Origin of the sequence: Luteibacter rhizovicinus DSM 16549, assembly GCF_001887595.1 — a bacterium.
GTDB lineage: Bacteria > Pseudomonadota > Gammaproteobacteria > Xanthomonadales > Rhodanobacteraceae > Luteibacter > Luteibacter rhizovicinus.
The window spans coordinates 3133608-3156941 of record NZ_CP017480.1 but is presented as its reverse complement, the minus strand read 5'-3'; the positions used below and the strand labels follow the sequence as shown (position 1 = coordinate 3156941).

33 protein-coding genes and 1 pseudogene are annotated in these 23334 nt (G+C 63.2%); 1 reads left to right on the top strand and 33 read right to left on the bottom strand.

Annotated elements, in window-relative coordinates:
* Positions 1 to 44: 44 nt before the first annotated feature.
* The 32 genes and pseudogenes from BJI69_RS22915 to BJI69_RS14310 all read right to left on the bottom strand — a co-directional run.
* Positions 45 to 278, bottom strand: a pseudogene (locus tag BJI69_RS22915) (C40 family peptidase); the annotation flags it as partial.
* The gene (locus BJI69_RS14460) at positions 278 to 985 is read right to left on the bottom strand and encodes a phage minor tail protein L (protein WP_046966038.1); all 708 of its coding nucleotides are present in this window, start codon (positions 983 to 985) and stop codon (positions 278 to 280) included. The gene BJI69_RS14460 and the pseudogene BJI69_RS22915, both read right to left, overlap by 1 nt.
* Entirely contained in the window at positions 982 to 1314 is a 333-nt protein-coding gene (locus tag BJI69_RS14455; RefSeq protein ID WP_046966141.1) for a phage tail protein, read from the bottom strand. The genes BJI69_RS14460 and BJI69_RS14455 overlap by 4 nt, the downstream gene beginning before the upstream one ends.
* Positions 1311 to 3914, bottom strand: coding sequence for a phage tail tape measure protein (locus BJI69_RS14450; protein ID WP_046966039.1), 2604 nt, complete (start codon positions 3912 to 3914; stop codon positions 1311 to 1313). Before BJI69_RS14450 ends, BJI69_RS14455 begins: the two co-directional genes overlap by 4 nt.
* 3 nt (positions 3915 to 3917) lie before the next feature.
* A complete protein-coding gene (locus tag BJI69_RS14445) occupies positions 3918 to 4163 on the bottom strand; it encodes a DUF1799 domain-containing protein (protein ID WP_046966040.1) in 246 nt (81 codons plus the stop codon).
* A gap of 62 nt (positions 4164 to 4225) precedes the next feature.
* Positions 4226 to 4528 carry a phage tail assembly chaperone gene (locus tag BJI69_RS14440; protein ID WP_046966041.1) on the bottom strand — a complete coding sequence of 101 codons (303 nt, stop codon included), beginning with the start codon at positions 4526 to 4528 and terminating at the stop codon, positions 4226 to 4228.
* On the bottom strand, positions 4525 to 5187 hold the full coding sequence (locus BJI69_RS14435) for a phage tail tube protein (RefSeq protein WP_046966042.1): 663 nt from the start codon (positions 5185 to 5187) through the stop codon (positions 4525 to 4527). Before BJI69_RS14435 ends, BJI69_RS14440 begins: the two co-directional genes overlap by 4 nt.
* Positions 5188 to 5288: 101 nt before the next feature.
* Positions 5289 to 5645: a tail completion protein gp17 gene (gp17, locus tag BJI69_RS14430; protein ID WP_046966043.1), complete on the bottom strand. Its 357-nt coding sequence runs from the start codon at positions 5643 to 5645 to the stop codon at positions 5289 to 5291.
* Positions 5642 to 6148, bottom strand: coding sequence for an HK97 gp10 family phage protein (locus BJI69_RS14425; RefSeq protein WP_046966044.1), 507 nt, complete (start codon positions 6146 to 6148; stop codon positions 5642 to 5644). The genes gp17 and BJI69_RS14425 overlap by 4 nt, the downstream gene beginning before the upstream one ends.
* Entirely contained in the window at positions 6141 to 6353 is a 213-nt protein-coding gene (locus tag BJI69_RS14420) for a hypothetical protein (protein ID WP_046966045.1), read from the bottom strand. The genes BJI69_RS14425 and BJI69_RS14420 overlap by 8 nt, the downstream gene beginning before the upstream one ends.
* Entirely contained in the window at positions 6346 to 6687 is a 342-nt protein-coding gene (locus BJI69_RS14415) for a phage head closure protein (RefSeq protein ID WP_046966046.1), read from the bottom strand. Before BJI69_RS14415 ends, BJI69_RS14420 begins: the two co-directional genes overlap by 8 nt.
* Positions 6684 to 7163: a head-tail connector protein gene (locus tag BJI69_RS14410; protein ID WP_046966047.1), complete on the bottom strand. Its 480-nt coding sequence runs from the start codon at positions 7161 to 7163 to the stop codon at positions 6684 to 6686. Before BJI69_RS14410 ends, BJI69_RS14415 begins: the two co-directional genes overlap by 4 nt.
* Positions 7164 to 7165: 2 nt before the next feature.
* The gene (locus tag BJI69_RS14405; protein WP_046966048.1) at positions 7166 to 7483 is read right to left on the bottom strand and encodes a hypothetical protein; all 318 of its coding nucleotides are present in this window, start codon (positions 7481 to 7483) and stop codon (positions 7166 to 7168) included.
* 61 nt (positions 7484 to 7544) lie between these two features.
* A complete protein-coding gene (locus BJI69_RS14400; RefSeq protein WP_211258452.1) occupies positions 7545 to 8786 on the bottom strand; it encodes a phage major capsid protein in 1242 nt (413 codons plus the stop codon).
* Positions 8783 to 9595, bottom strand: coding sequence for a head maturation protease, ClpP-related (locus tag BJI69_RS14395; RefSeq protein WP_244465192.1), 813 nt, complete (start codon positions 9593 to 9595; stop codon positions 8783 to 8785). The genes BJI69_RS14400 and BJI69_RS14395 overlap by 4 nt, the downstream gene beginning before the upstream one ends.
* A 13-nt stretch (positions 9596 to 9608) precedes the next feature.
* Positions 9609 to 10898, bottom strand: coding sequence for a phage portal protein (locus tag BJI69_RS14390; protein ID WP_046966050.1), 1290 nt, complete (start codon positions 10896 to 10898; stop codon positions 9609 to 9611).
* 8 nt (positions 10899 to 10906) lie between these two features.
* Positions 10907 to 12577, bottom strand: a complete 1671-nt coding sequence (locus BJI69_RS14385) for a terminase large subunit (RefSeq protein ID WP_046966051.1) — start codon at positions 12575 to 12577, stop codon at positions 10907 to 10909.
* 4 nt (positions 12578 to 12581) lie between these two features.
* Positions 12582 to 12794 (bottom strand): hypothetical protein, encoded by a 213-nt coding sequence (locus BJI69_RS22345; protein WP_154670749.1) that lies wholly within the window; start codon positions 12792 to 12794, stop codon positions 12582 to 12584.
* A gap of 444 nt (positions 12795 to 13238) precedes the next feature.
* On the bottom strand, positions 13239 to 13457 hold the full coding sequence (locus tag BJI69_RS14375) for an HNH endonuclease (RefSeq protein ID WP_211258453.1): 219 nt from the start codon (positions 13455 to 13457) through the stop codon (positions 13239 to 13241).
* A gap of 270 nt (positions 13458 to 13727) precedes the next feature.
* A complete protein-coding gene (locus tag BJI69_RS14370) occupies positions 13728 to 14210 on the bottom strand; it encodes a hypothetical protein (RefSeq protein WP_046966053.1) in 483 nt (160 codons plus the stop codon).
* Complete coding sequence (locus BJI69_RS14365) at positions 14191 to 14535, bottom strand: phage holin family protein (protein ID WP_052767012.1); 345 nt, start codon at positions 14533 to 14535, stop codon at positions 14191 to 14193. The genes BJI69_RS14370 and BJI69_RS14365 overlap by 20 nt, the downstream gene beginning before the upstream one ends.
* A complete protein-coding gene (locus BJI69_RS14360) occupies positions 14532 to 15065 on the bottom strand; it encodes a glycoside hydrolase family 19 protein (RefSeq protein ID WP_046966054.1) in 534 nt (177 codons plus the stop codon). The genes BJI69_RS14365 and BJI69_RS14360 overlap by 4 nt, the downstream gene beginning before the upstream one ends.
* 206 nt (positions 15066 to 15271) lie before the next feature.
* Complete coding sequence (locus BJI69_RS14355) at positions 15272 to 15817, bottom strand: YfbU family protein (RefSeq protein WP_046966055.1); 546 nt, start codon at positions 15815 to 15817, stop codon at positions 15272 to 15274.
* 103 nt (positions 15818 to 15920) lie between these two features.
* A complete protein-coding gene (locus BJI69_RS14350) occupies positions 15921 to 16583 on the bottom strand; it encodes a hypothetical protein (protein WP_052767013.1) in 663 nt (220 codons plus the stop codon).
* Between the two features lie 9 nt (positions 16584 to 16592).
* Positions 16593 to 16820 carry a hypothetical protein gene (locus tag BJI69_RS14345; protein ID WP_046966056.1) on the bottom strand — a complete coding sequence of 76 codons (228 nt, stop codon included), beginning with the start codon at positions 16818 to 16820 and terminating at the stop codon, positions 16593 to 16595.
* A complete protein-coding gene (locus BJI69_RS14340) occupies positions 16817 to 17173 on the bottom strand; it encodes a hypothetical protein (protein ID WP_046966057.1) in 357 nt (118 codons plus the stop codon). The genes BJI69_RS14345 and BJI69_RS14340 overlap by 4 nt, the downstream gene beginning before the upstream one ends.
* On the bottom strand, positions 17167 to 17718 hold the full coding sequence (locus tag BJI69_RS14335) for a Ref family recombination enhancement nuclease (RefSeq protein ID WP_078023199.1): 552 nt from the start codon (positions 17716 to 17718) through the stop codon (positions 17167 to 17169). Before BJI69_RS14335 ends, BJI69_RS14340 begins: the two co-directional genes overlap by 7 nt.
* Positions 17715 to 18053 (bottom strand): hypothetical protein, encoded by a 339-nt coding sequence (locus tag BJI69_RS14330; RefSeq protein WP_046966058.1) that lies wholly within the window; start codon positions 18051 to 18053, stop codon positions 17715 to 17717. Before BJI69_RS14330 ends, BJI69_RS14335 begins: the two co-directional genes overlap by 4 nt.
* The gene (gene dnaB / locus BJI69_RS14325; RefSeq protein WP_046966059.1) at positions 18043 to 19392 is read right to left on the bottom strand and encodes a replicative DNA helicase; all 1350 of its coding nucleotides are present in this window, start codon (positions 19390 to 19392) and stop codon (positions 18043 to 18045) included. Before dnaB ends, BJI69_RS14330 begins: the two co-directional genes overlap by 11 nt.
* Entirely contained in the window at positions 19389 to 20180 is a 792-nt protein-coding gene (locus BJI69_RS14320; RefSeq protein ID WP_052767016.1) for a hypothetical protein, read from the bottom strand. Before BJI69_RS14320 ends, dnaB begins: the two co-directional genes overlap by 4 nt.
* A 1-nt stretch (position 20181) precedes the next feature.
* Positions 20182 to 20427, bottom strand: coding sequence for a hypothetical protein (locus BJI69_RS14315; protein ID WP_046966060.1), 246 nt, complete (start codon positions 20425 to 20427; stop codon positions 20182 to 20184).
* 416 nt (positions 20428 to 20843) lie between these two features.
* The gene (locus tag BJI69_RS14310) at positions 20844 to 21299 is read right to left on the bottom strand and encodes a phage regulatory CII family protein (RefSeq protein ID WP_046966061.1); all 456 of its coding nucleotides are present in this window, start codon (positions 21297 to 21299) and stop codon (positions 20844 to 20846) included.
* A gap of 449 nt (positions 21300 to 21748) precedes the next feature.
* Here BJI69_RS14310 and BJI69_RS14300 point away from each other — a divergent pair, with 449 nt between their 5' ends.
* Complete coding sequence (locus BJI69_RS14300; RefSeq protein ID WP_078023197.1) at positions 21749 to 22540, top strand: XRE family transcriptional regulator; 792 nt, start codon at positions 21749 to 21751, stop codon at positions 22538 to 22540.
* Positions 22541 to 22596: 56 nt separating this feature from the next.
* On the opposite strand, the gene BJI69_RS14295 is transcribed toward BJI69_RS14300, so the two are convergent.
* Positions 22597 to 23259 (bottom strand): BRCT domain-containing protein, encoded by a 663-nt coding sequence (locus BJI69_RS14295; protein ID WP_052767018.1) that lies wholly within the window; start codon positions 23257 to 23259, stop codon positions 22597 to 22599.
* Positions 23260 to 23334: the final 75 nt, after the last annotated feature.

Genomic DNA, 23334 nt, shown 5'->3' with positions numbered 1-23334 from the left:
CACGGCAATTCCGAGTGCTCGCAACCTACCAGGTCAGCCTCCGACGGCCGCGCCGCTACATTCGGATGCGAGTGGACGACCGCCGTAAGCTCACCCTCACCTTCAGCCGCCGCGACGTCCTGCGGGGACAGACGGAAGTGATCAGAGGGCGTCTCAGCTATATTTTGACAGGCTATGTACCGTTCACGGCCCTTCCGAACCACGATGACACCGCAGGACTCCCGCGGGTACTCGGCCAGCGCGTGCGCGTGGATGTCGTCTTGCGTCGTTAGTTTCATCACTTAATCAACGTTGCTGCCGGGTACGAGCCATAGGGAAGTTCGTTGTTCTCGCCGAAGCGCAGGCGACAGGACCTCAGGCGGCCACCGCAGGCATCGAGCACCGGATCGTCGGTAGGCGTGTCGTCTGCCTGGGCTACTGCGGGGCCTGTGTACCCGCAGTAGGGGCCGCGATAGCCACCCTTGATCAGCCAGCTGCACACGTTCGCGATGATCTGTCGTGCCGGCAACTGACGGCCGCCGAAGTCCATCGGGCTCGCTAGCTCCCACGTGACCTGAGTTGAATCCTCAGCCGACCTTCGCTCGATGAACCACAGCTCAGGTGGAATCTCCTGCTCCGGGTCGGCGGTCGGGTTCCCTTCGGGGAAGTTGACGGCGTCGAGGTACTTACCCAGCGTGCGGCGGCGCGTCAGCCGAGCGCCCACAAGGTCTTGGAAGGCGAGGCAAAGGGCCGTCATGCGACCGTTGATGTTGCCCGCGGACAGAGTCGGCACGGGCGGCTGATCTGGATCCACCTTGAAGCCCTGGGTCGTGATCGGCCAGGGGTCGTATGCGTTCCCCTGCCAGAAAATCTGGCCTACCCGGGTATAGCCGTGGAAGCGGAGGATGTCGCCAGCTCCGCCACCAGTGATCGAACGCGCGTCGATCTCGAACAGCTCCACCCAAGCACCAGGCGAAAGGGTCTGAATGTCGGCAAAGATCGTCATGACGCGTTGAACTGCTCGAACGTGCCCGAGATGGTGTAAACCGGGCCGCCAACGTCGCGAACCTGCCAATCCTTGCAGGTATAGAGCTGCTGCACGTCTCGTGGTGCGGTCCAGTAAAACGGGACCCCGATGTGTGCGCGGAGAAAGTCGCGCATGGCGAAAACGTCCTGCCACCGGCCTGTCCAGGCGAACGGCCACGAGCGCGACAGAGGATCGATGCCATTGGCGACGATGGCCCGATATCCGTCGCCATACTTGCTTTCAAGGACTGATCCTGTCTCCGTTCCGGTGTTCCCAGCCTGGGTCGCCCAGGTGAAGGTATCGGTCATGCCGGCTGCCTCCGCCACAGTGCGCCGCCGGGCCGCATTGCCATGGCCAGTTCCTGTTTCACCGTGGCCTTGATGGCGTCGCCGAGCTGCTGGCCGAAGCGCGCGTCATCGCCCTGTGTGGAGACATCGCTGCTGCCATCCGCGTTCACGACAACACTGACGCTCACCCCATCCCCGGCGCTTCCGCCGCCACCGACCTGCTTGACGCCGAGCTTGCCGTCGGCAGTCCGCGTGAGTGGGATGATCGCCTCGGGGCCGGCCTCGCCCATCAGGCCTGCACCTCGGGCGAAGGCGAAGGTCGTCGGGCGATCGACGATGCTGTTCGAATAGCTCGAGAGAGCAGCGCCGTCGACGACCCCACCCTTCGCGTACACGTGAGAGACGAAGCCAGACGAGTTGTAGTCGACACCGCCGCTCCCACCCGTGCCGCCATAGCCGCTTCCGGTCAGGTAGCTGATGCCATAGCTAAGCAGCGATGCCGCAGCCTTGTTGGCTTCGAGGCGAGCCACTTCCTTCAGGATCGACGACACCAGGTCCTTGATGCTGGCCTTGCCAGTGGTCGCCGCGTTGACGATGAAGTCCGACAAGCTCCCATAGGTACTCTGGACCAGGTTGCCTACGCTGGCCGCCGTGTCAGAAGCGTCGTACTGAATATCCGCAATCGCGCGCTTCGCGCCGTTGGTCCAGTCACCCCGCGCCGCCTGAACCTTCGCATCGGCGTCGTAGATCAGCTGGGTGCGCTGATCCTCATACTCCTTGATCGCCTGGAGACGCGACTGGTACTCGTCGTCAGTCAGTGTGCGTCGGTTCGACGGTTCGTTGAGCTTGGCAAGGTCACGGTCGGCGTCCTTCTGGACGTCCAGAAGCTGCCGCTGGAGATCAATCTGGTGCTGCCCCATACCCAGGCTCTGCACCTGAAGGTCCAGGGCCTGCTTGTCGGTCTTGAGGCGCTGCTCCATCGCCTCGCGGTAGGAATTGAGCTCGATGGTCGCCCGCGCACGCTGCTCGATCTCCTTCTTGTCGGCCGAAATGTTCTTTTCGATCTGGTCAGTCATGTCCTTCCAAACCGAGGAAAGGTCAATCGTCAGATCCTTTTCCTTATCCTTCGGCGCGCGGGACTGGATCCCGGCGACTGCGGCTGCTTCGCTTGCCCGAATCTTGTCCGCCAGGGCCTTGTCGCCTACCAGGTTTGCCTTCGCGATCGCGTCATTGGCCTGCTGATGGATAGCCGCAATCTCGCGCGCACGCTTCGTCTCGTCGGATTCGTACTGCTGCGCCTGCTGCGACAGCGAGATGGCCGCGTCATTGGCCTGCTGAAGGTTCGCCTGCTGCGAGGCCTTTTTCTGAGCTGCGACGTTGGCATCCTGCATCGCGCCGAGCTCTTTCGTGGCGTCGTCGTAGTACTGCTGGGCCGTCTTGCCCAGGAAGTTCATGCTGCCCTTGCCGCGGTCAATGAGGGTCTTCGCCGCATCGCGGTTCTGGAACAGGACGTCGAACTTCGCCTGGTCGCTCTGAGGGCGACCAACGTCCATCATCGTGTCCCACGCGGTCCTTGCCGCGCCGGTAATGCCCGCCCAAGACTTCTCCAGCAGGCCGAGGTTCGCCTTTACATCATTGGTGCGGCTGATGACGGCCGCGCTGTACGTCTGCATCGCCAGAGTGGCCGCTTCTTGCGTGCGGCCCTGGTCCTCCAGCGACTTGATCTGGTCGTAAGTCGAGGCCGTCAGGTAGTGCATGGTCGAATTGAGCTCAACCGATGCCTTTACGGGCGCATCGCCGAGCTTCGCGAACTGCGCTACGAGGTCGCTTGCCCCATCGCCGGCGGCCACGGCTGCCGATGCCACCAGGCGAAGCTGCTCAGACGTGAATTTGCCCGATCCGGCCACCTCGGCGAGGACACCGGCAGCCTCGTGCTGTTTGCCATTGGACCCGCCTAGGTCGGCGGCCATCGCCTGCAGCTGCTGCGCAGTGGTGTTAGCGTAGTTGCCTGTGTTGATGATCGCCTTCTGAAAGGCGGTCTGTTCGTCACTTCCACCCTTCCACGCGGCGAAGAGGGCGACAGCCGCACCGCCGAGGAGCGTGACCGGGTTAATCAGCCCGAGGACGGACGCACCCAGCGCCTTCGCGGCGGGCACGACACCCCCAAACATGTCTTTAAGCTGGCCACCCTGCTGCAGAAGCACAGAGAGCGGGCGCTGGCCCGTCGCAAGGCCGGAAACGATGTCGGTAACCTGGGCAGGCACCCCGCGCATCGCTGCCGCGCGCGCCTTGTCACTCATGACGTAGTCGTCAGTCGCCTTCGTCAGGGCCGCCTGATTGGCGAGGGCCTTCTTGGCGATCTGGTCGCCAAGATCGCCGCCGATTTTCATCTGGGCGTTGTATGCAATCTGCTCAGCCCGCGTCTTGCCAAGCATGTCCGCCTGGCGAAGCAGGCTATCGGCGTACCGCTTCGTGCTGGCATTCGCCTTGTCGAACTGCGCTGCCGCTTCGGCGCCAAGACCAGAAACCTTCCGCTTGGCGGTGTCGACCCCGACATCCATCGTCGCGGTATTAACCGTGACGTCGATTCGGGCGGTGCCAATGCTTTCTTGGTCGGTCACTGCTCAGTCCTTGTGGATAACTTCGAGTGCCGCGTCTTCGATGACCCGCAGTTGCGCGAGCATCTCGTCGTAGCGATCGGGGGGAAGGTTCAGGCGGTCGAGTTCGTGGAACACGACGAGGTAATCGAGCGCGTAAGCGCCACCCTGGCCCACGCGCCATTGGCGCAAGACCCTGGTGAAGAACTGGATGGCGTCCCACGCCTCGGGCCAGACATGGACGTCAGGCTCGGTGTAGTGTTTGGGTTTCAGGCCGGTGCCCGCGAGCTCCGCCTCGCTCGGGCGCTTCCAGTAAAGCGCCCGAGTGGCGGCAATCAGTTTTTTTCGAGCTCCTTCCGGCGCGAGGTGTGGAAACCCTCCATCACCGCGCCGACGATGCCGGGATATTCGTCCTCGAACTCGATAACCCCCTCTTCCGTGAGCGCGAAGTCAGCCGCCCAGGACTCGACGACGAATGCGACCAGAGCAGCCAGGGTGACGCCGCTATCGACGCGCTCGCGGATCTCCGACTGCTTACGGTTGTGGTAGGTCACGTCGAGCTTGTCGGACGATCCCTGTCCGGTGATCGTCAGGGTGGCCGGGATCAGTTTCGGGCCCGCGCCCTTCTTGAGGCTCAAGCTGCAGCCTCCACCAGGACGGAGTCACCGAGCGCAGTGAACGTCGCCGTATTGCCCATCGGGGTGTTGGCCGCCGTGGTCGGATCGGCGTCAAACGACAGGTAGCCGTAGCGATAGATGACGTCGCCGTCGGGAAGTTTGCAACGAAGGACGAGCGGTTCACGCTTGCGGTCTGCCGATTTTGCTGCGGCGTACCACGGCAGCTTCGGATCGAAGAAGAGCGGGATGGTGAAGACCTTCGCATTCTTCACGGTCGGGACGCTGATTTGCCGGGCAGCCTCGAGGAACTGGCCGGTCCAGAACTGCTGGTCGCCGCCACTGGTGGAGACGTCGCCCTGCTGGCTGAAGTCGACGAAGCCAGACGCGACAGCCAAGCGAGCATTGGCCTTGCCGGCTTCGAAGGCGGAGACGTCGGTCGAGTCGAAACCGAGGAGTTTCACGGTATCGCTTGCGCCCACGGTGACGGCGCCTGCCTCTACGGCGGTGTTGTTGGCGTCGACCCAGTCGGAGAGGAGGACGAGGACATCACCCTCATCGATCGAGCCGGTCGGGACCGTGGCCACAGCGGGATTCGCGTTCGAGACAGCAGTGGCGGCGATGGCTACGGCGATCGCGGTCGAGATACCGAAAACGGCGCCGTTGGGGAATTTCAGGCTCATGTGTGAGTCCTCTGAGTTTGACGGTGGGTTGGTTCGCCGCCAAACGGCGGGCAAGAAAAAACCGCCCTACGGCGGCCGGTGGTGCTGCTGTTAGGTCGCCGCTACGTGCGCGGATACCAGATGCTGAAATCGGTGCGAGCCCCGTAAAGCTTCAGGACGGCGTTGGTGTCGGGAACGGCGGCGCCGAGGGTCTTCACGGTCAGGTTGCTCGCCAGCAAAACGTCGCGCACTTGCCGCGAGAGCGCGCTCGCCTCCAGGCGGGTGAGGCACCACACCCAGACCTGAACTCTGGCGTTGTCCTTGTCAGCCGGCGTCTGGTCGGCGTAGTCGATGGCTTGGCCACCAGCACCTTGGTAGACGATCAGCGGATAGACGGGGTTGTCGTCCGTGACATCTGGCGTGCAGCGCCCTGCGACGAGCGGCCCGAGTAGCGCGAATAGGCTCTCTTCCAGGCTCATACGAAGTCGTCGTCGGGTGGTTGATAGGTGTCGCGGAGCAGCTCGGGAAGACGTTCTCGACCGCGCGCTATTGCCGCTTGCTGTGCGCGCTCCCGCGCCATATCGAAGGCTGGCCGCAGAAACGGATGGGCGGGCACCCACCGCGGCTGAGCCAACGGAACGTTGGGAAGCGTGTACCAGTGGCCGTCGGAACCCTTGTAGGTCACATGGGTCTGCCAGTGCCCGAACTCCTGAAGGTGACCGTGAGGCGCCTTCTTCGCATTCCACGTAATCGAGTACGTGACGCTGTCGTCGTTGGAGCGATTGTCCTTATAGGCGAGGTAGATCGAGCTTGCCAGCAGGCCATCGTCCTTAGGGGCCAGCAGTTTCGCTTCGTCTCGATACACCGTGCCGCTGGCAACGCCCATCGACCGCGCGAGCTTGGTCGCGATCGGGCCTGTGAGTCGGTCGAGACCCGAGAAGGCGCTACTCGTGTCCGCCTTCGCCTGGAAGCCCTCAGCCATCGATCGTCTTCACTTCGACCTTGCCGCGGCGCGTACGCTCGATGACGCCGTCTCCGCGCTTGTTCGCCCTTGGCGGCTCCGGTACGTAACGCACGATGCCGCGACGGGTGTCCGCGTAGACGACGCGCTTCATCGGCTTACCATTGACGTACACCTGGCGATGGCCGCGGCCGTCGTCAGGGGTGTGGATATGCTGGTCAGCCATCGTTCGCTCCTCGGTTGCAGACCAGGTCGGTCCACTCGCGACGGTCTTCGTCCATCTGTACGGACGTGATGTCATACGGGGTTCCACCCAGCAGCACGCGCATCCCAGCATCGAGGCCCGCCCGATAGCGGATTCGGAAGCTGTACTGCGTAACCGCCGAGGCAATGTCGCCCTGGGCCCCGACAATCGTGCCAACGCCGGTCTGGCCCCTCACATTCGCCCACGTCGACAGGAAGTCTGCCCACACCTTCGTGGGCTGGCCGGCGGCGTCGTGGCCGTCGATCTTCTTCTGGACCCTGATCTGACGGTTCAATGAACCAGCGGCAAGGCTCACGGCATCATGACCAAGCGATAGGGCCGGAGAAGCTCGCAGGCGCCGAGGGGCAACTCAGCCACTTGCAGACCCACGATCACCGCCTCACGGTTCGAGTAGAGGGCGCCGAGAGTCAGCAAGATGGCACTGACGACACTCGGCGCCGCGACGATGCCGTTCATGACGCGCGTGGCGGCTGCCGCGGCGGTGCTCTTCCGCAAACTGGCGACCTCAAGTGTCACGCGGCGCTGGTCATCGTCAACGATGCCTGCGGCTGCTTCCACGGCATCGGCATAATTCTGCGCTGCTGCCGCAGCCTTGGCCGGTAGACCGTCCAGGGCAGCGTCAAGGTCGGCTTGCGTGCCGAACAAAGCGCGATTGAGGTAGGCGCACGCCGCGCTTTCCGCGCCGTCGATGTAAGGCTGAAGCTGCCCATCCGGGACATCGGCGTCGGCGCGGCAGTGTGCGCGCGCCTGCTCAATCGTGATCAGGCCCATGATCAGTCCTGCGAGAGGACTGCGATCGCTGCGGTTATCGCATCCACCACTGTCTGTCGCGAACGCTGGCCTCCAGCCTCGGCCGCGAGAGCCTCCTTGAGGAGGTCAACATCCTTCTCGTCATTCAGGCTCGCGATAACGTCTGCGGCCTTGCCCGACACAAACTGCTCGCCTGCGGTCAGCTGGACGGCGCCGTTGAGCGCACCGCATGCCTTAGCACCGGCCTCCAGCTCCTTCGGGCAATCGTCCCCCTGGACGAAATCGGTGGGATAGATCTCGCCGTTCTTAACGCCACGGAAGGACTTCGTGAACTTTGCCATGCGCTTCTCCGAACGGGGACGGACCCTCCGGCCCCGTAGTTGGTGGTTCGTGGTTGGTGGCTTACACCGAGACCTTCAGGACCTTGATCGGCGTCGGGTCGAGAAGCCCGCCGCCAACGCGCTTGGTCGTGTAGAACTGCACGAACGGCTTGTTGGTGAACGGGTCACGCAGCACGGTCACGCCCTTGCGGTCGATGACCAGGTAGCCCCGATTGAAGTCGCCGAACGAGATCGGCATGGAGTTCGCCGCGACATCCGGCATGTCCGGCATCTCGGTCAGCGCATAGCCGTTGAGCGTCGCCGGCTGGCCGGCAACCGTCGAGGGCTGCCACAGGTAGTTGCCCTGGCCATCCTTGAGCTTGCGCACGATGCCCTGGGTGGTGTTGTTCATCAGGAACCGCGCAGCACCGCGGTAGGCGCTCGGCACGGCGTACACCAGGTCGATGAGGGAATCCGCTGTGATGGCCGCGGCTGCGCCGGTATTCACCAGGCCGATCGCACCGAGGGGGTGCTTCGCGGCATTCGCCGCACCGGTGACGTAGGTGAGGAAGCCGGTCGGCCGACCGTTCGTGCCGTCACCCGAGATGAACGCCAGACCTTCCTGGTGCGCAAACTCGAGCTCCACCTCGCCAGCGATCCACGCTTCGATATCCACCTCGGAGTCGTCGAGAAGCTGCTGGGTGGCCGCCGGGTTCGCGTAGATCTCGCCGGTATCGTACTGCAGCGATCCGAACTGCGAGCCAGCGGTAGCCGGGCGGGCATCCGTCTCACCGACCCAGCCGGAGGCCGTGCCGCGCTTGTTGAACAGCTTGGTGAAGCTATTCCCCGAGATGGACTGGACGCGCGCGACCTGACGCATCGGCGACACCAGCACCAGCTTGTCCGTGATGGTGCGGTCCCACTCAACAGGAGCGGTGTAGCCACCGTCCGGTGCCGAGCCCTTCGACATCGAAGCTTCGACAGCGCCCTTGCGGAAATGCGCCTGGAACGCTGCGCTGTAGTCCGCATCGCGCAGCTTTCGACCGTCGCCACCAGCGCCCATCTGCGCGGCGGCGAGCTGCGTGTTCGCGGTATCGACAGCAGCCTGCAGGCGATCGATGTCGGCATTGATCTTGTCGACCTTAAGGGCCTGCAGTGCGTCTGCCTGACCCTGGCGGATATCGTCGAGCTGCTTCGTGTGCTCAGCCTTGAACGCGGCGAAAGCCTGGTTCAGTTCGTTTACGAGGGCCTTGACCTCGCCGCCGCCGGTGGCGTCGGCGCGCACGGCCAGAAGGCCGCGGGTGATCTTGTGCTTCATGTTCATGCGTTGGTGCCTTTGAGTGTGTGGAGAGTCGTCCGCAGCGAAGCTGCGAGGTCGGCGCCAGCGCTCGGCATGGCAGGTTCGGCAGCGCTCGGCGTGCCGGTAAAAAGGGATTTGAAGGCCTCGCGGCGGGAGCTGCGCGAATAGCCGGCGCGGGCCATGGCGCTCTCAACCATGGCGAGGGCCTTCCGGCTTCCGCCTGTCTCGCGGTCGTGGCCAACCTTGGCCGAATCAAGGTGACCAGTGGCGAAGCCCTGCCCGATAGCGTCGTCTGCGGACAGCCACGTCTCGTCGTCCATCAGCACGGCTATGCGCTCCGGCGGCAAGCCACTGCGGCTTGCATAAGCCTTAGCCATGTCAGCATCGAGTGGGGCCATCTGCGCGGCCGCAGCGGCCAGATCATGGCGGTTGCCGACAGCAACGCCCCAGGCGTTGTGGATCATCAGGCGCGCACCGGTACCCATCAGGATGTCATCGCCAGCCATCACTGCGAGGGATGCTGCGGAGGCTGCCATACCGAGGACATTGAAGGTGACCTTGCCCTGGTGCTGACGCAACAGGTTGTAGATCGCGACGCCCTCGAAGTAATTGCCGCCGGGCGAGTTGACGTTAACCGTCACATCCTTGGCACCGATGCTACGAAGTGCAGCGGCTATTCCTCGCGCCGTCACACCGGATCCGTCCATCGTTGCGCCGATCGGGCCATAGATGGAAATCGAGGTCGACGGATCACCAGCAGCCGCCTGTAGCTCGGGCTCCCAGTGCTCGATGGCATCCGGACGAAGGTCGAAGTTCACTTCGGCCAGGCTCATGTCGGCCCGGATTTCAGGCAGCTGCAGGAGGCTCATCGCCGGTCCTCGGTTGGGTCATGGGGTTGCGGAGAAGGTCCGCGTTCGGGTCGTTCGAACGCGGCAGGTCCAATGTCTCGCGCGCTTCGTTCTGCGTCTGCCATGGCGCCTGGCCACCAGCGCCAAGAGATTTGGCGATGTAATCGGCCTGTTCTTCAGGCGTTCCACGCAGCAGAGCGTTCGCGTTGAACTTGAACGTGTATTTGTCCAGATCTTTGCCAGGTAGGAAGACGCGCGCGGCTGCCTGCTCCCAGCTGGTGAACCACGGCCCGAGGCCGTAGCTCACGAAGAACTTGTTCAGTTCCTTGATGCCTGAGCCCCAGCTCGTGTCGTCCATCATCAGTAGCGGGCGGGGGATGCCGAATGCCCGCGCGACCTCCTCGATCTGGGCGTTGCGGTTCTCGATATGCTGACCATCACGAGCGGTAGATCCGAACTGGTTGGCCTTGGCCCCTTCCTCGATCAGCATCCACTTGCCGTTGTTCTCAGCGCCGGCGTAATCGCTTTCGAGAGATGCCTTCATGCGCGAGTACGCCTGTTCGCTCAGCGCGTTCGGCGACTCGATCGCGCCGCCTGCCATGACGCCGGTGCGCAAAAGGCGGTCTGCTGCGGCCTCCGCTTGCCGCGCCAGCGCGAGAGCGTCCTTAGCGAGGCGCATGCGGGACATCCCGAGCACGCCATCGACGCTCAGGTCCTTTAGATGGAAGACCTCATTTGCAGGCAGCGTGACCAGTTGGCCGTCGGGCCGGGTGTAGTCGTAAACCATCTCCCACTGGCTGGTCAGCCGGGGGACGGTCGATCCGATCGCAAGCGGGATCATCCCGATGGGGCGACCGGCGGACCAGATAACTCGCGCGTAGGCGTTGCCTTCCTCAAGGCAGACCATCTGCATGGTGGACTTGAACTCGAATGGCGTCTGCCAGCTGTTCGGCTTCAGCTTGAGAAGCCGGTACGCCGGGTGATCCTCGGCATATTTCTTGTCAGGGCCGTTCTCCAGAAGGTTCACGGGCAACATGCCCACCATCTGGCTCAGCAACGAGACGCAGCGCAGTGCCGCCATGTTGCGGAGCGAATGCAGATGACGACCACCGGTCCCGCCAGGCTCTCCCGTCCGGATGTACTCCAGAAGAGCCCGATCAGTAAGCCCGTCGAACGTTTGCCCGACCGGAGCCTGGGCGCGAGGCGCGGGCGCGGGCGTGGATGAGGCTTCGGGAACAGGCGAGGCTTCCGGCGCTGCCGGACGCCGGAAGATATCGAAAAGGCTCATGCCTGTCCTCAGAGAAAGCGGATGCCGCGCGTTTCGTACACCGAAGGTGCACTTGCCGCCGGGTTCAGGCTCATTAGCGAGGCTGCGTTGAAGACCGCCATCAGCGGATCGATCTTCGCGGTACCGCTAGCCTGCTTCGTGATGTTGATGGCATTGCTGGTGACGACGATTCGGGCGTTACCCACGCACCAGTTCATCATCGGTTGCAGCCCGTGCCACGCCGATCCCTCGGCTAGCTTCCGCTCGAGGGTTTTAATGGCACCGCCAAGCTTCCAGCCCTGGCTGATCCCGACGATCTTGTCCTTTGGCACCCCGGCGGCCTCAAGGGCGTCGAGAATGCCGCCAAGTCCTGCAGGATCCACACCGGCCATGTCGAGTAGGCCGGCGCCGTGAATTCGCGCAACATAGCCGGCCAGCTCGTCGACGTCGTCGCCGATTCGCTCCACCAGGGTGAGATGACCGTCCCGCGCGAAGTCTCGTAGCGCAGGCGCGATCTCCATGCGCCGCTCAAGAACCGACGGGTGGGCCCACGCATGGGTCCATATCAGCCATTCTTTCGTGTCTCGGTGCCTCCCAATCGCGCCGCCACCGAGGAGATCATCTAAGCCACCGCCGTCGATGCCGAAGTCGATCACCTCGGCCCATTCCAGGAGGTATTCGAGGGTCACCTCGCGGCGCCCCTGTTGTTCCCAGTAGTCCGCACCTGTCCATCGGTCAGAGCGAAGGTTCAGCCCGATCTCGACGTTCAGGTGCTTGGCAAGGAACTGCTGAAGCGAGCCATCCGTCTTCGGCAGGTTCTTCGTCAGCTGGTCGCCCAGCCATTCCTCGCTGACCGACCGGCCCAGATTCGGGTTGGTGATGTAGAAATTCTTCGGATCGAGATAGGCCTTGGCCTTCACCATCGCCTGCGGAAACTCGTAGAGGATGCCCAACGACTTCTTGTCGACGATCAGTCCGTCTCGCACGTCCCTGTAGTACTGAAGCTTTTCCTTGAACACACCAGCCGGCGGGTCGTCGCTCTGAGTGGTGAGGAAGATCACCCAACCCTCATCACGAGACACCTGGCCACCTGTGGCTTCCATGAACATCGCTTGTGCGTTGGCCTTCTTGCCGAACAGCCAATGCTCATCGACCAGGATCTTTCCCGACTTCTTGCCCGAGACCGTCTCGGTGTCGGCAGCCACAACTTTCAGCGATGCCTTCGAGTCGCGGCGCGTGATGGTTCGGATGTGGTCCTGAACGTGGAACAGGTCGCTTAGCTCCTCGTCCGCGCGGACCATGCCAGCTGCCGGCTTGAAGCTGTTGTCCGCGACCTCCTTCGTCGGCGCCAGAATCAGGTGCTCCTCATCCTCTCGCCAGCAAAGGATCACGGCCGTCAACATGATCCCCGCGGCGACCGTCGACTTCGTGTTCTTCTTGCTGATCAGAAGGAAGAACTCGCGGATCAGCTGCTTACCTGTCTCGGCGTCGTAGGCCCCGAAGATGGCCGCGACGAAATCGAAGACGAACTGGTCGCTGCACTCCCCGAACGTCGGCTTCCCCGGCAAGTCCACGACGCGGAGCTGCTTGAAGATGCGCAATGCGCGGTCGGCCTCGTCGGGAAAGATTGGCGCGGGGATGATCGACTTCCCCGCCACCAGGCGCTCTGCCCAGTCGGTACACGCCGTGCTCCATTCCATCGGATCAGTTCACGTTATTTCGGCGCGGCGGAGGCGCGGAGGAGAACCTTCCAGCGCCGCCGACTGCGGCAGCGGCGTCGTCCTTCGCGGCCTTCTTGCCCTGCTCGCCCTTCTTACCGTGGACGTAGGGCGCAGCCGCGACGGCCATCCTGTCGCGCCGTTCCGGCTCGGCCTTCCGGTTGTTCATCACGTGGAGCATGTACTCCAGCGGGTTCATGTTCGACGGCAATACCTCGCCTTCGAACACTTCAGCATTTGGCGGCGGCCCAGGCGGAAGAACTCTCACCTTCCCGGGCTTGGCCTTCGTCTTCTTTGTTTCCGCCTTCGGGGCGGACGCTTTCTTGCCCTTCGTGCCGCTGCCCTTCGGTCGGCCAGCGCCTGGGCGGGGACCTCCGCGCGGCATGCATCACCTCGGTGCGTCCGTATGGCCTCAAAGCCTTGCGGGACGCGGGTCGTTTGATTTCCGACCCCTGCTGCGATTAATCAAACAGGGGATATTTTCTGTGCGTGAGAGGACAGTCGGTTTCCAGGCCGGATCGGCCCAGACTTTCGACCCGCCCCTCCCTATAGGTCGGTTTCGGATCGACCGACCTCGCTGCCTGCTGCCCTGCCGACCGCTCGGTCGGCACTGCATCGCGATGAGACTCGTTCTCACTCATCCTCACCGGCTGAGGTCGACCCGGGTCTTCCGGTGGTGGCATCCATCGGGCCCGATGCACAGCACCTGGCAGTTGTCGTCCACGTCGGGACCGCCATTGACCAGAGCCACCTTGTGGTCGAGCTCGAACTCGTGCATCGCCACGAGCCGTCCGCAGTCGGCACAGTGCGGATCACGTGCCCAGATGCGCAGTCGACGTTCCTGCAGTGCCCGACCAGTCATGCGCCTATCCGCTGACCGATGGTTGGCTGGCTGTCTGGTCGGCGCCATCGCCACCCTGTTGGCCAGCGTCCTTAGCCTCGCCATCAGTCGGACTTGCCGCACTCGTTTGGTGGTTCCTCATGATTGGCGGACGTGATCCACCACACCAGGCAGCGCATGCGCGCAGCGCATCGATCGAAGGCAACTACTGCCCTCGTTCGGTTCTCTTGGATGTCGCCTACGAATAGCGTCGGCTTGAGTACCGGTGCCTCGCACTGCACGAGCATCGCGTCATCGGGACGGGGTACCTGCACGACCGTCCGGGACGTTACTACTGGATCCTGGGCAGGGCGTGCCGTCGAGCACGCAACCAACAGCAGCAGGCACGGCAGTGTCCAGCAAGGCTTTAGCATCCGCATTGGTCTTCTCCAGCTGGCGGACCTTGTCGCGCAGCGTTTGGCCCTTGGTGTCGGCCTTGTCCAGTTCGTTGTGCAGCCCATCAAGCGCCTGGCTGTCGATCTCTCGAAGGCGCTTAAGTTCGGAGATCGCCTTGTCCTGGTCCTTGTTGGCGTCGACCTGCTGGTCGAGCGTGCCCTTTACCTGACCAAGCCTCTGGCTCAGGTCGAGCGTGGACTCGGTGAGCGACTTCGTGCGGAAGTAGGCCATCGTCCCGTAGACGCCGAGGATGATGACCACGAGGATCAGGACATACTCAACGATAAGCCTGGCCTTACCGGACAGGTAAGACCAAGCACTACTCAGCAGCATTGCCATCTTGCGAACTCCGGTTAAGCCCGAGCCGTGCCCATACGAAGCGCTGTAGCACTTGGATGGCAGCGCGAGCGCCCAACATGCCGAATGTGCCGGCGATGAAGGCGGTCCACACGATGCTCAGTCCCCACGCCGAGCAGAGAAGGCCGCTCAAGGCTCCAACGAACCCCGCGGCCATGAATTCGATAACAGCACGAGTGACCGATAGCGGCTGTTGTGCATCCATTGCGCGTAGCACCGCACCGATCGCGCCGCCCACCGCTGCGAACGCGGACACGGCCAGCAGGCGGATCCAGTCGAACGATGCCGACGGCGGAAGCTCGTTCACTGAACACCCAGTTCGAACTTCGCACGCTCCCAGCGAAGCTTGCGATCGTCGATACCGGTCAAGCCTCCATTGATCTTTCGCGTCAGCGCAATGAAGTCACGCGAATCGGCGATCTCATTGCAATGGTGAGCCTTCCACCACCAGCCGGCTGTCAGTGACGCATAGTCCTCGCGCTCGAGAAGTGTCGGGCTATGGACGAAGTCCACGCCGAACTCGGTCGAGGCAGCGGCGTAATTGTTACGGCCTGTGATCATGATCAGGCCGCGACCCATGAATCGAGATCCGTCGCCTGGCTGAGTGTTACCCAGGTCGTGGCGGCCCTCATAGCCTCGCTGTTGGTCTGTCGGACCCCACATCTCTCTGGTTCGAGAAAACCCCATGGACTCGTGACCGACCTGCGCGAGGAACGCGGAAACCCGCCAGCCCGAATCGATGTCGTAGAGGTCCATGGCCGTGGTCAGAGGACCGATCCACAGCTTGGCGCGAGGCAGCGAGATACCTACCGCCTTGCTCAGCAACTGTGCGTCCATCAGAGACTCCGGAATAGGTTGGCCAGCGCGCTGAGGGGAGCAACGCGCTGGCCGATGCGCCCGAGGGGAGGCGGGCACAAAACGAAGAAACCCGGCACGGGGCCGGGTTTCGAAGGTGACTATCACTAGGCGCGAGGATATCGATTTTTTGGGTGGGCATCACCCACCCACTTTCGGACGCAGGCACTATGGGTAGCGAAACGCCGTCAAGCGTGCCTAGCCTTCATGATTGATGCGATGTCTTCGGCAGACAGACGGGGCGTACCCGCTACGTTGATCGAGGCCGCGCGAAGAGGTTCGAAGGCACGGATCATCCTCTTGCTCGCGCCGACGGTCGGACTGTGGGAGTTCAGGTCATGGTCCTTGAAACGGGAAAACCTTCCCATCGTCTCGATGAGAAAAAGGGCTGCGCTGTAATACTCCCCCTCCTCGTTGCCGTCGAAGCCCGGGAAACGAGGCTCACCATATGGATATGCCTCGGCCACAACGGCCTTACCAGCTTCGTCGAGATCCGCATAGCTCAGCTCGATGAAGTCGTACATGTCGAGCACGCTCACTACATGCGACACGTGGGGAGGCGTAGCTTCCTCATCGTCGAGGAGGAAGCCATGCTCCCAGTTGATCGCCCAATCATTTTTGCTCCATAGCGCCTGCGCCACGAGCTTCGAATCCACGCCGTCACGGATATTAAGCGCCGTATGGATCTCGGCCAACATGGCCAGACCTAGACGCTGTGCGTTCGTCAGTTCCATCAATTTTCCCCTTGGTTTCAGACCTCACCCGTGGCTGATCTTAGCGCAGGGCGGTTTCGGTAGGCACCTAACATCAGCCCCGGATGCCTCGACGGGAGGGCCGCTAAGTGAGCGCGTGCTGAAACTGACGCTCAGCCTGGTGGAGGTCATCTGTGCAACGCTGGAATGTCCAGTCGTAGACCGTGGCCCAGCCTTCCCGGTAGGTCTTCCACGAGAACCCGGCCAACTCGGCACGTCCACGGTCACTCAGCCGCAGATGGCCAGCGCCCGTGCATTCGGCGCAGGTCTTGTAGACGCCCATGGTGTTGGCCGTCATGCCGCGACCGGCGCAGTACGGACAGAGGCCCGCGCTCGCCAGCTCGTTGAGCACTGCGGTCCTGACCTTGCCATAGCCTTCGGCCAGGGTCGTGAGTCCGCGCTCAGTGATGACCAGGCGAGGCCAGCGGTTCGCGTGCGCCGTGGCGTATGCGCCCTGCCCCCGGCTTCCCCGCGTCGCGATCGCGAGCAGGCCGTCAAGCATTGACGCTTCGCGCTTTGCCCACTCGTCCCGCATCAGGGCGTCGACCATGTCGTTTAGCTGGTCCTTGGATAGCTTTGCGCCGTCGGGCCACCAGACGCGGCACAGCACCTCGCGGCCAATGCCGGCGGCGACCATGCCCAGGGCGGCGGCGACGTCCGTGGCGACGATGTCAGGGATACCACCCGACCCGATGTCGAACCTGCAGTTCTTGGCGTTGAGCATGGCGAGACGTTTCCCGGTGTGCATGGTGTTCCCCTATTTCTGATGCGTGTCGTACACGGCGCCAGCGGCACCGCTCTTTTTCTGCTGCTTGGCAATGCGCCGTATGAGCGACGCCGCCGCTGTCAGGTCGCGGGCCGCCTGGTCACAGCGGTTCGCGATGTCGTTAAGGCTTAACGATGGGTCGGCCATGTCGGCAGTCAGGCGCGAGACGGCGTCCAGCTTGTACTGGGCGCGTTCGGCGAGCAGACCGCCAAGATTCATGCCGGCGACACCTCGATACGGACGCTGTACTGGTGAGGCTTGCCGCGCTCTTGGTCGTACGTGAAGCGGATCTTCGTCTTGTCGTTGTCCGCGATGCCGTAGGCGTCAGCCACGCCGTCGCGCATGGCCTTGAACATCCCCGGCAGGTTGTCGTCCTCGTCGATACGACGCGGCGCGATACGGACCATATGCACGGCCACAGGAAGCGGCGGGCGCTTGGCATCCAGCAGCAGCCAGTGTGCTGTCTGGCGTTCTCGCTTTGTGCGACGCGCCTTCACCAGGTAGTGCCCGCGCGAGTTCGGGCCGGCCAGCAGCTTGAAGTCGTCGACCTCGATGACCAGTGGCTTCACCATGTCGCCTCGGGCCCGAACTGGGGCGGCAGGCTCATGAGCATGACTTCCTGATACGCCAGCAGCTGCTGGTCGGTTCCGTAAAACTCGTGAAACCGGCGCGATTCGCGCTCCAGGCTCGGCCCGAGTGCCTTGGCCTGCTCCTCGTAGCCGTGGTCGGCGTACGGCAGGCGCTTCGCTTGGTGATGGAAGTGGCAGAGGCAGATGGTTGCGTCATGGCCAATGCGGCGGCCACCAGATAGCAGGTGGTGCATCTCAAGGTCGTTGCCGTAGCTCGCACGCGCCAGCCCATGATCGATGCCATTGAGGTGGCAGGCGACGCAGCCGCGCGCTTTCGCGTTGGCCCAGCGCTGCTTCTGCGCCTTCGTGGCGACGGGCTGGCGGCGTACCGTCAAGCCTTTACGGTTGTAGACCGTGATGACCTTCCCGTCCTCATCAAACTCGACTGTCACGCGCTGGTTGCTTGCGTTTCTTCGCACATCGCATGTTCTTGCAAACCCCCGGTTCGCCTGAAGTGGAGTCTTCCGCTGTATGGGCGTGCGCTTCATTCGATTCCCATCCCAGGCTTGATGGCGCGATGCATGCGCTCGCGGTAGGTGGCGATGGTCTCGGCTTTCTTGCCGAGCGCCTTCCGCCAGAAGGCTTCGTATTCGGGAAGGTGCGCCAGCTTGTCTCCGTCCACCACGAAGCCGTCCACCTTCGGCGGCGACCCAAGTTCCTCGCCGGCGGCGTTCACCGCGTGCTTCAGCTTCGGCGCCAACCCGGCGTCACGCAGACCATCGAACATCTCCATCGCGAACGGGTGGCGCTTGCGGTTTGCCTCGCGCTCCTGCTCGATGCGCTGGCGATCGGCGGTAATCCGCGTGAGAAGGTCAGTAGTCATAGGCGCCGTGGTGCGAGAGGTCACGGAAGCGCATGGTCTCGGCCTGCCAAGCGGCACGGACGAAGCCTGTCGGACCGTGACGGTTCTTCTCGACGCTGATCTCGGCGATGCCCTTGTCCTGGGTGTCCTTGTTGTAGACCTCGTCCCGGTAGAGCATCAGGATCTGGTCGGCTTCCTTCTCGATCTCGCTCGAGTTGGCTAGGTCGCCCATGTTCGGGCGCTTGTCCGCGCGCTTCTCGACGTCGCGGTTCACCTGAGCCAGCGCAACCACGGGGATGTCCAGCTCGCGAGCGATGTCCTTCAGGCCGATGGCAACCTCGCCTACCTGGTCGACACGAGAGGCGCGCGGGTCGTTACCCTTCACGCGCTGAAGGTAGTCGACCAGCAGGCGCTGGATGCCGTGCTTCTGCTTCCAGCGGCGGGCGATGCGCTGCAGCTCGCCGATGGTCATGCCGGCCTGGTCGCAAATCATCAGCTCCCGCGGGTTCTCGGGGTCCAGGAGCGCCGCGGTGGCGTTGAACAGCCGCGCCAGGTCTTCGTCGTCGTGCGAGCCGTTGCGCAGCCGTGAGGCATTGACGTTGCCCTGGATGGCGAGGATGCGCGAGCCGATCTGGACCACAGGCTGTTCGGTGGAAATGAGGCCAGCGTCACCAGCGTCGCCCAGCGCCATGTTCAGCAGCAGCGCCGTCTTTCCCATGGACGGGCGGGCGCCGATGATGATCAGGTCGGACTTGTGCAGGCCGCCGAGGACATCGTCGAGCTCGGTCAGGCCGGTGGGGATACCGGGGATCTTGCCGCCGCGTGCCTTGGCCGCATCGGCGGCGTCATACGCAATAGTCAAGGCCTGACGAAGCGTGTACTCGGTGCTCTTCTCGACGTGCTGCATCCCCATCAGCTGAGCGATGCCGCCGTCCACCAGCGCCGCGGCATCCTGCTCGGCTCCGAATGCGTTCTCGACCATCTGGGTCGCTACGTCGATCACGCGACGGCGCACGGACTTCTCACGGACGATGGCGGCATACGCCTCGATGTTTGCCGCGCTCGGGGTGTTATTCACCAGGTCGAGCAGGTACGCCGGCTCGATCATCTCGATGCCGTTGCGCACGAACCACTCGCCCAGGGTGATGGCGTCGCACGGCGTGCCGCGGCGCGCCAGCTCGATCATGGATCGGTAGATCATCCGGTGGTCGCGGCGGTAGAAGTCATCCTCCACCAGCTTCGCCGACACGGCGTCGATGCGATCGGGGACCATCATCAGCCCGCCAAGCACGCTCTGCTCGGCGTCCACGGCCGACGGCGGCACGCGCAGGCCCATCCAGCCAGTCTCAGGCGGCCTCATCGGCGAAGCTCCTGGCGGTTACGCGCTGGCTCGGCACGGCCACCGAAGCCGGTCGGGCCTCGAGCGTTGCGGATCCAGTTCCGGTAGGTCGCGTCCCAATCGAGCTTCACCGCGTCACGGCCGGCCTTGGCGTGCCAGTGGTCGCGGAACTTGGCCGTCTCGACGCGAAGGTCGATCTCGGGCCGCTCCGCACGTGCCGCGGCGATCAGCGCAGGCGTGGGTGTCCAGTCGGCGGGGAGCCGCGTGCCGTTACGCCTTGACGGCTTGTCGTCCGGCCGGCCTTCGTCGGAGACGAGCTCAAGTGCAGCAGGCGCCGACGAAGTCGGTGCGCCCTGCTCTTTCTTTTGCTTTTCTTCTTCTCTTCTCTTCTCTTCTCTAGGTAACGCATCGGTAACGCAGGAACCGTTACCAACGGCGTTACCTTTACCGTTACCCTTTGCGTTAGCTTTGAACGTCGCGACACGTTTTGCCGTCTGGGAGCGCGCCTTTGCCGTCGTTCCGTTGTGGCGGTCGAACTTTGGCAGGCGAACTCCGCCTTCGTAGACCTCAAGCCAACCGACCGCGGCAACGCGTTCGCAGAAACCAGTAACGCCGATCTGCACATCGAGCAACGCTGAGGTAACGCCAGCAGCGTTACCGTCAACGGTGTGCTTGTCGAACCAGCGCCACAGGCGGAACAGCTTGCCCACCGTGAGGTCGGTATCCGTCCAGCCGAGCGATGCCGTGATCGCCAGCACTTCCGGCTTCTCCGGGGTGTCGCATTCGAGCTTTAGCCATTCGCCGGCCATGTCAGTGCACCGACCCGGCGGGCTTAGCGGCATCGCCAACGTGCTCGGCCAGAACGGCGTCGAAGCGCTTGCGCAGTTCGCCCATTTGATCCGCCGAGGGCTCGAAGACGTCGAACAGCGTCTTCATCACGGACATGCCGAGTGCGGTCACCTTGACTGCCTGAGCGCCGGTGGCACTGCTTTCGTCCACGAGGCGATGGAAGTGCCGCGCCATGCCCACGAGATCGTCGATTACCTTGTCGTGCATACCTACTCCGGGTTCCGGGAAAGTGCAGACACGCAACCGACCGGACTCGGCTGTCCCCGGGTAGCTACCCCGAGTTAGCGTGCTGCTGGTTGAACAACGAGGCCTGCGGCGAAGGCGCCAGCGAGGCGAGATACATTTCGGCAGCGACCAGCTGCTCAGGCGTCGGCCCATTGGCAAGCACGCGGAGGCATTGCCACCGGCACTGGTTGACCAATGAATAAGACGCCTGGCGGTTCACCGTACGAACCGCTTCAGAGCGCGAGCCGTCGCGAACCAGAGTCGCCACTCGGTGGGATTGAATCGATGTCGCATGGGCAGGACCGCCTTCGTGTGGATGGGTCCATGGTCCGCTTCGCCAGCAACAACGACGGGGCGAAACACCCCCGGCGCAGGCCGTGCTTTCGGGGACTCGTCCATCAGCCGAGCCTCACCTGGTCCTGAATCGCGGCGACGAGATCGACGACGGTCTTCTGCACGTCCATGCCGGCGTTCGATGCGTCCTTCGCCTCGTTGTGCGTGATCACGCCGTCCTCTCGGGCTTCGGCGATCGTGCCGGCGAAGGTGCCTGTCGCGCGCATCAGCTGCAGAACGAGCTCGTCCACGCGGTGCTGTGCGTCGGCGCGCTCGGCTTCGAGGTCATCACAGCGCTGCAGGACGTAGCCATGCGTGTGCGCCAGCGCGTGGAGGATGCGGTGGTCCCCGGTAACGGTCATCAGCAGGTCGGCTTCGGCCAGCGTTAGATGGTTCCGGTCGTACGTCGGGTTCACCTTGCCGCGCAGCAGCGCACCGGACATGTCGAGCCGCGGCGCGAGCGATTCCGCGCCACCGGGATACGCCTTTACGGTTGCCTGGGCTGCATCGAGGACATTCATGCGGATCAATCTCAAATGGTGAGCCGCTTGGGCCCGGTAGGTAGAGTCGTCACCATGGAGATCACGACAGGGGAATCAGGAAGGTTCGAAACGGTGGAGCGTCAGCGCCCTGCCCGCTTCCGCGTGGGCCAGAGCGCGCACAAAGCGAAGGCCAGCAGCACGAGCGCATCGGCGCCCACGTCAACCGGCCCTCGTCAGAACAACTTGAGCTGCTTCGGCCGTCGCCCCTGCCGAGGCGGCCGAGGTTCGGTGTGGTTCGTGCTGATCCTCGACCCGCTGGTTCATGCGCTGGCGGTGAAGGTCGTTGAGCCGGATAGCTGCCTCCCCGCGCGGCGACTTACTCCGTCCAGAGGCCAGGTCGCCCACAGTCGACGGTGCCAATCCAATCCGCTCCCCGATTTCGGCATACGTCATGCCGCGGGAGGTCAGGTCGCTGATCCGAGTTGCCCATGTCTGCATTGATCCAGATTACGGGATTCCGTAATCCCCTGTCAACGGCATCCCGTAACGGAGTTCCGTTGCAATGTGCACATATGACAATCGGCGATCGAATCAAGCAGGCGCGGACCGATGGGCCGGCTGGCAAGGTGTCCCGCAAGGACCTAGCCGCCGTGGTCGGCATCGCCTATTCAACGCTGGCCGACATTGAGAATGGCTACCAGGAGAATACGACCGCTCTGCACCGCATAGCGCGGCGCTTGGGCGTGCGAGTTGAATGGCTTGAGACAGGCCGCGGGGCGATGGAGGCTCCTCCGAACCAATCCGTTGGCTACGACGACGGTAGTACGTCTCAAGGTGTAGCGAGATTTGAGACAGACGAGGGCTATGTTCGCTTCCCACTGTTGGAGGGATTCGCGGGCATGGGAAGGGGAGATTACGTCGGTGACTATCCGGAGGTCGTTACAAGCCTTCGGGTGTCCAGGGACTGGGTGGAGCGCAAGTTTCCGGGTGTGCCGCCCGAAGTGATTCGCGTGATGACCGGCCGCGGCGACAGCATGAAGGGCCAGTTCAACGATGGGGACCTCATCTTCATCGATACCCGGGTCAAGGACTTCGATCAGGACTCGGCCTACTGCTTCCGCTGGGAGGGCCGCGTCCTCGTGAAGCGCCTGCAGTTCGTCGGGCGCAATACGCTGCGGATCCTCAGCAAGAATCCGGACTATCCCGCAATCGACGCGCCTCTGAGCGAGATCGAGATCGGCGGCAGAGCGCTAGCTGCCTGGACGCTGCAAGAGTTCTGACGGCCGGCTGCGCCCCGATGATGCTGCCACCCTAAAGCTAGTGGTGACGAGCGAACTTAGTATTGGATCGGCGAGTCCACGATCAGCGGCTTCAGCGATCCCGACCAATGGCGCTCGGGAACTATCGAGATCATTTTTCCCTGCTGGCGAAAGTCCGCCGCTTCTTGGATCTTGCGGCCATAGGAAGAGTGCAGCCAATCCCGCGACCCGATCTCGCCGACAATTACGTAATCGGTGCTGCCTGACACAGCAGCCCGCACGACTCCATGCCTGGCTTCGATCGCTTCACATACAGCAGCGCGCTTGCCAAACGTGAAGGTACCGGTGACCACAAATACGCTCGCCGAATGAAGAATGGTCGGAAGCGGTTCGTCGTAGGGCAACTCGGTACTCAGGCTATTCGCCCCGTTGGGATGGGCGATCTCCCCGCCGACCGTAGCAGTCAAAGCCTCAAGCAGATCCCGCTCTTCATCCAGATCAAGCACGCCATCCGCCAGCGCCTCAGCCACACGTGGATAGAGGACGTTGTACGGGAAGTGCTGGGCGAATTCGACGTGTCGGTCCAGCCAGTCGAGAAGGAACTTGGCCTCTGTACGGTTTACCTCGCCGTCCGCAAGGATGCCGCGGCATATCCCGAGAAGCTCATTGGTCGAGCGGTCCATGCGCCAGCTTCGCGTCATTGCCGCATTCGGAGCGGCGCCATCGTCGATCTTGAACATCGTCCTTTCCCCCCTGAAATTTCCTAAGAGGCAGCTTGCCGAAAAAACATTACGGAATACCGTTGACAGGTAATT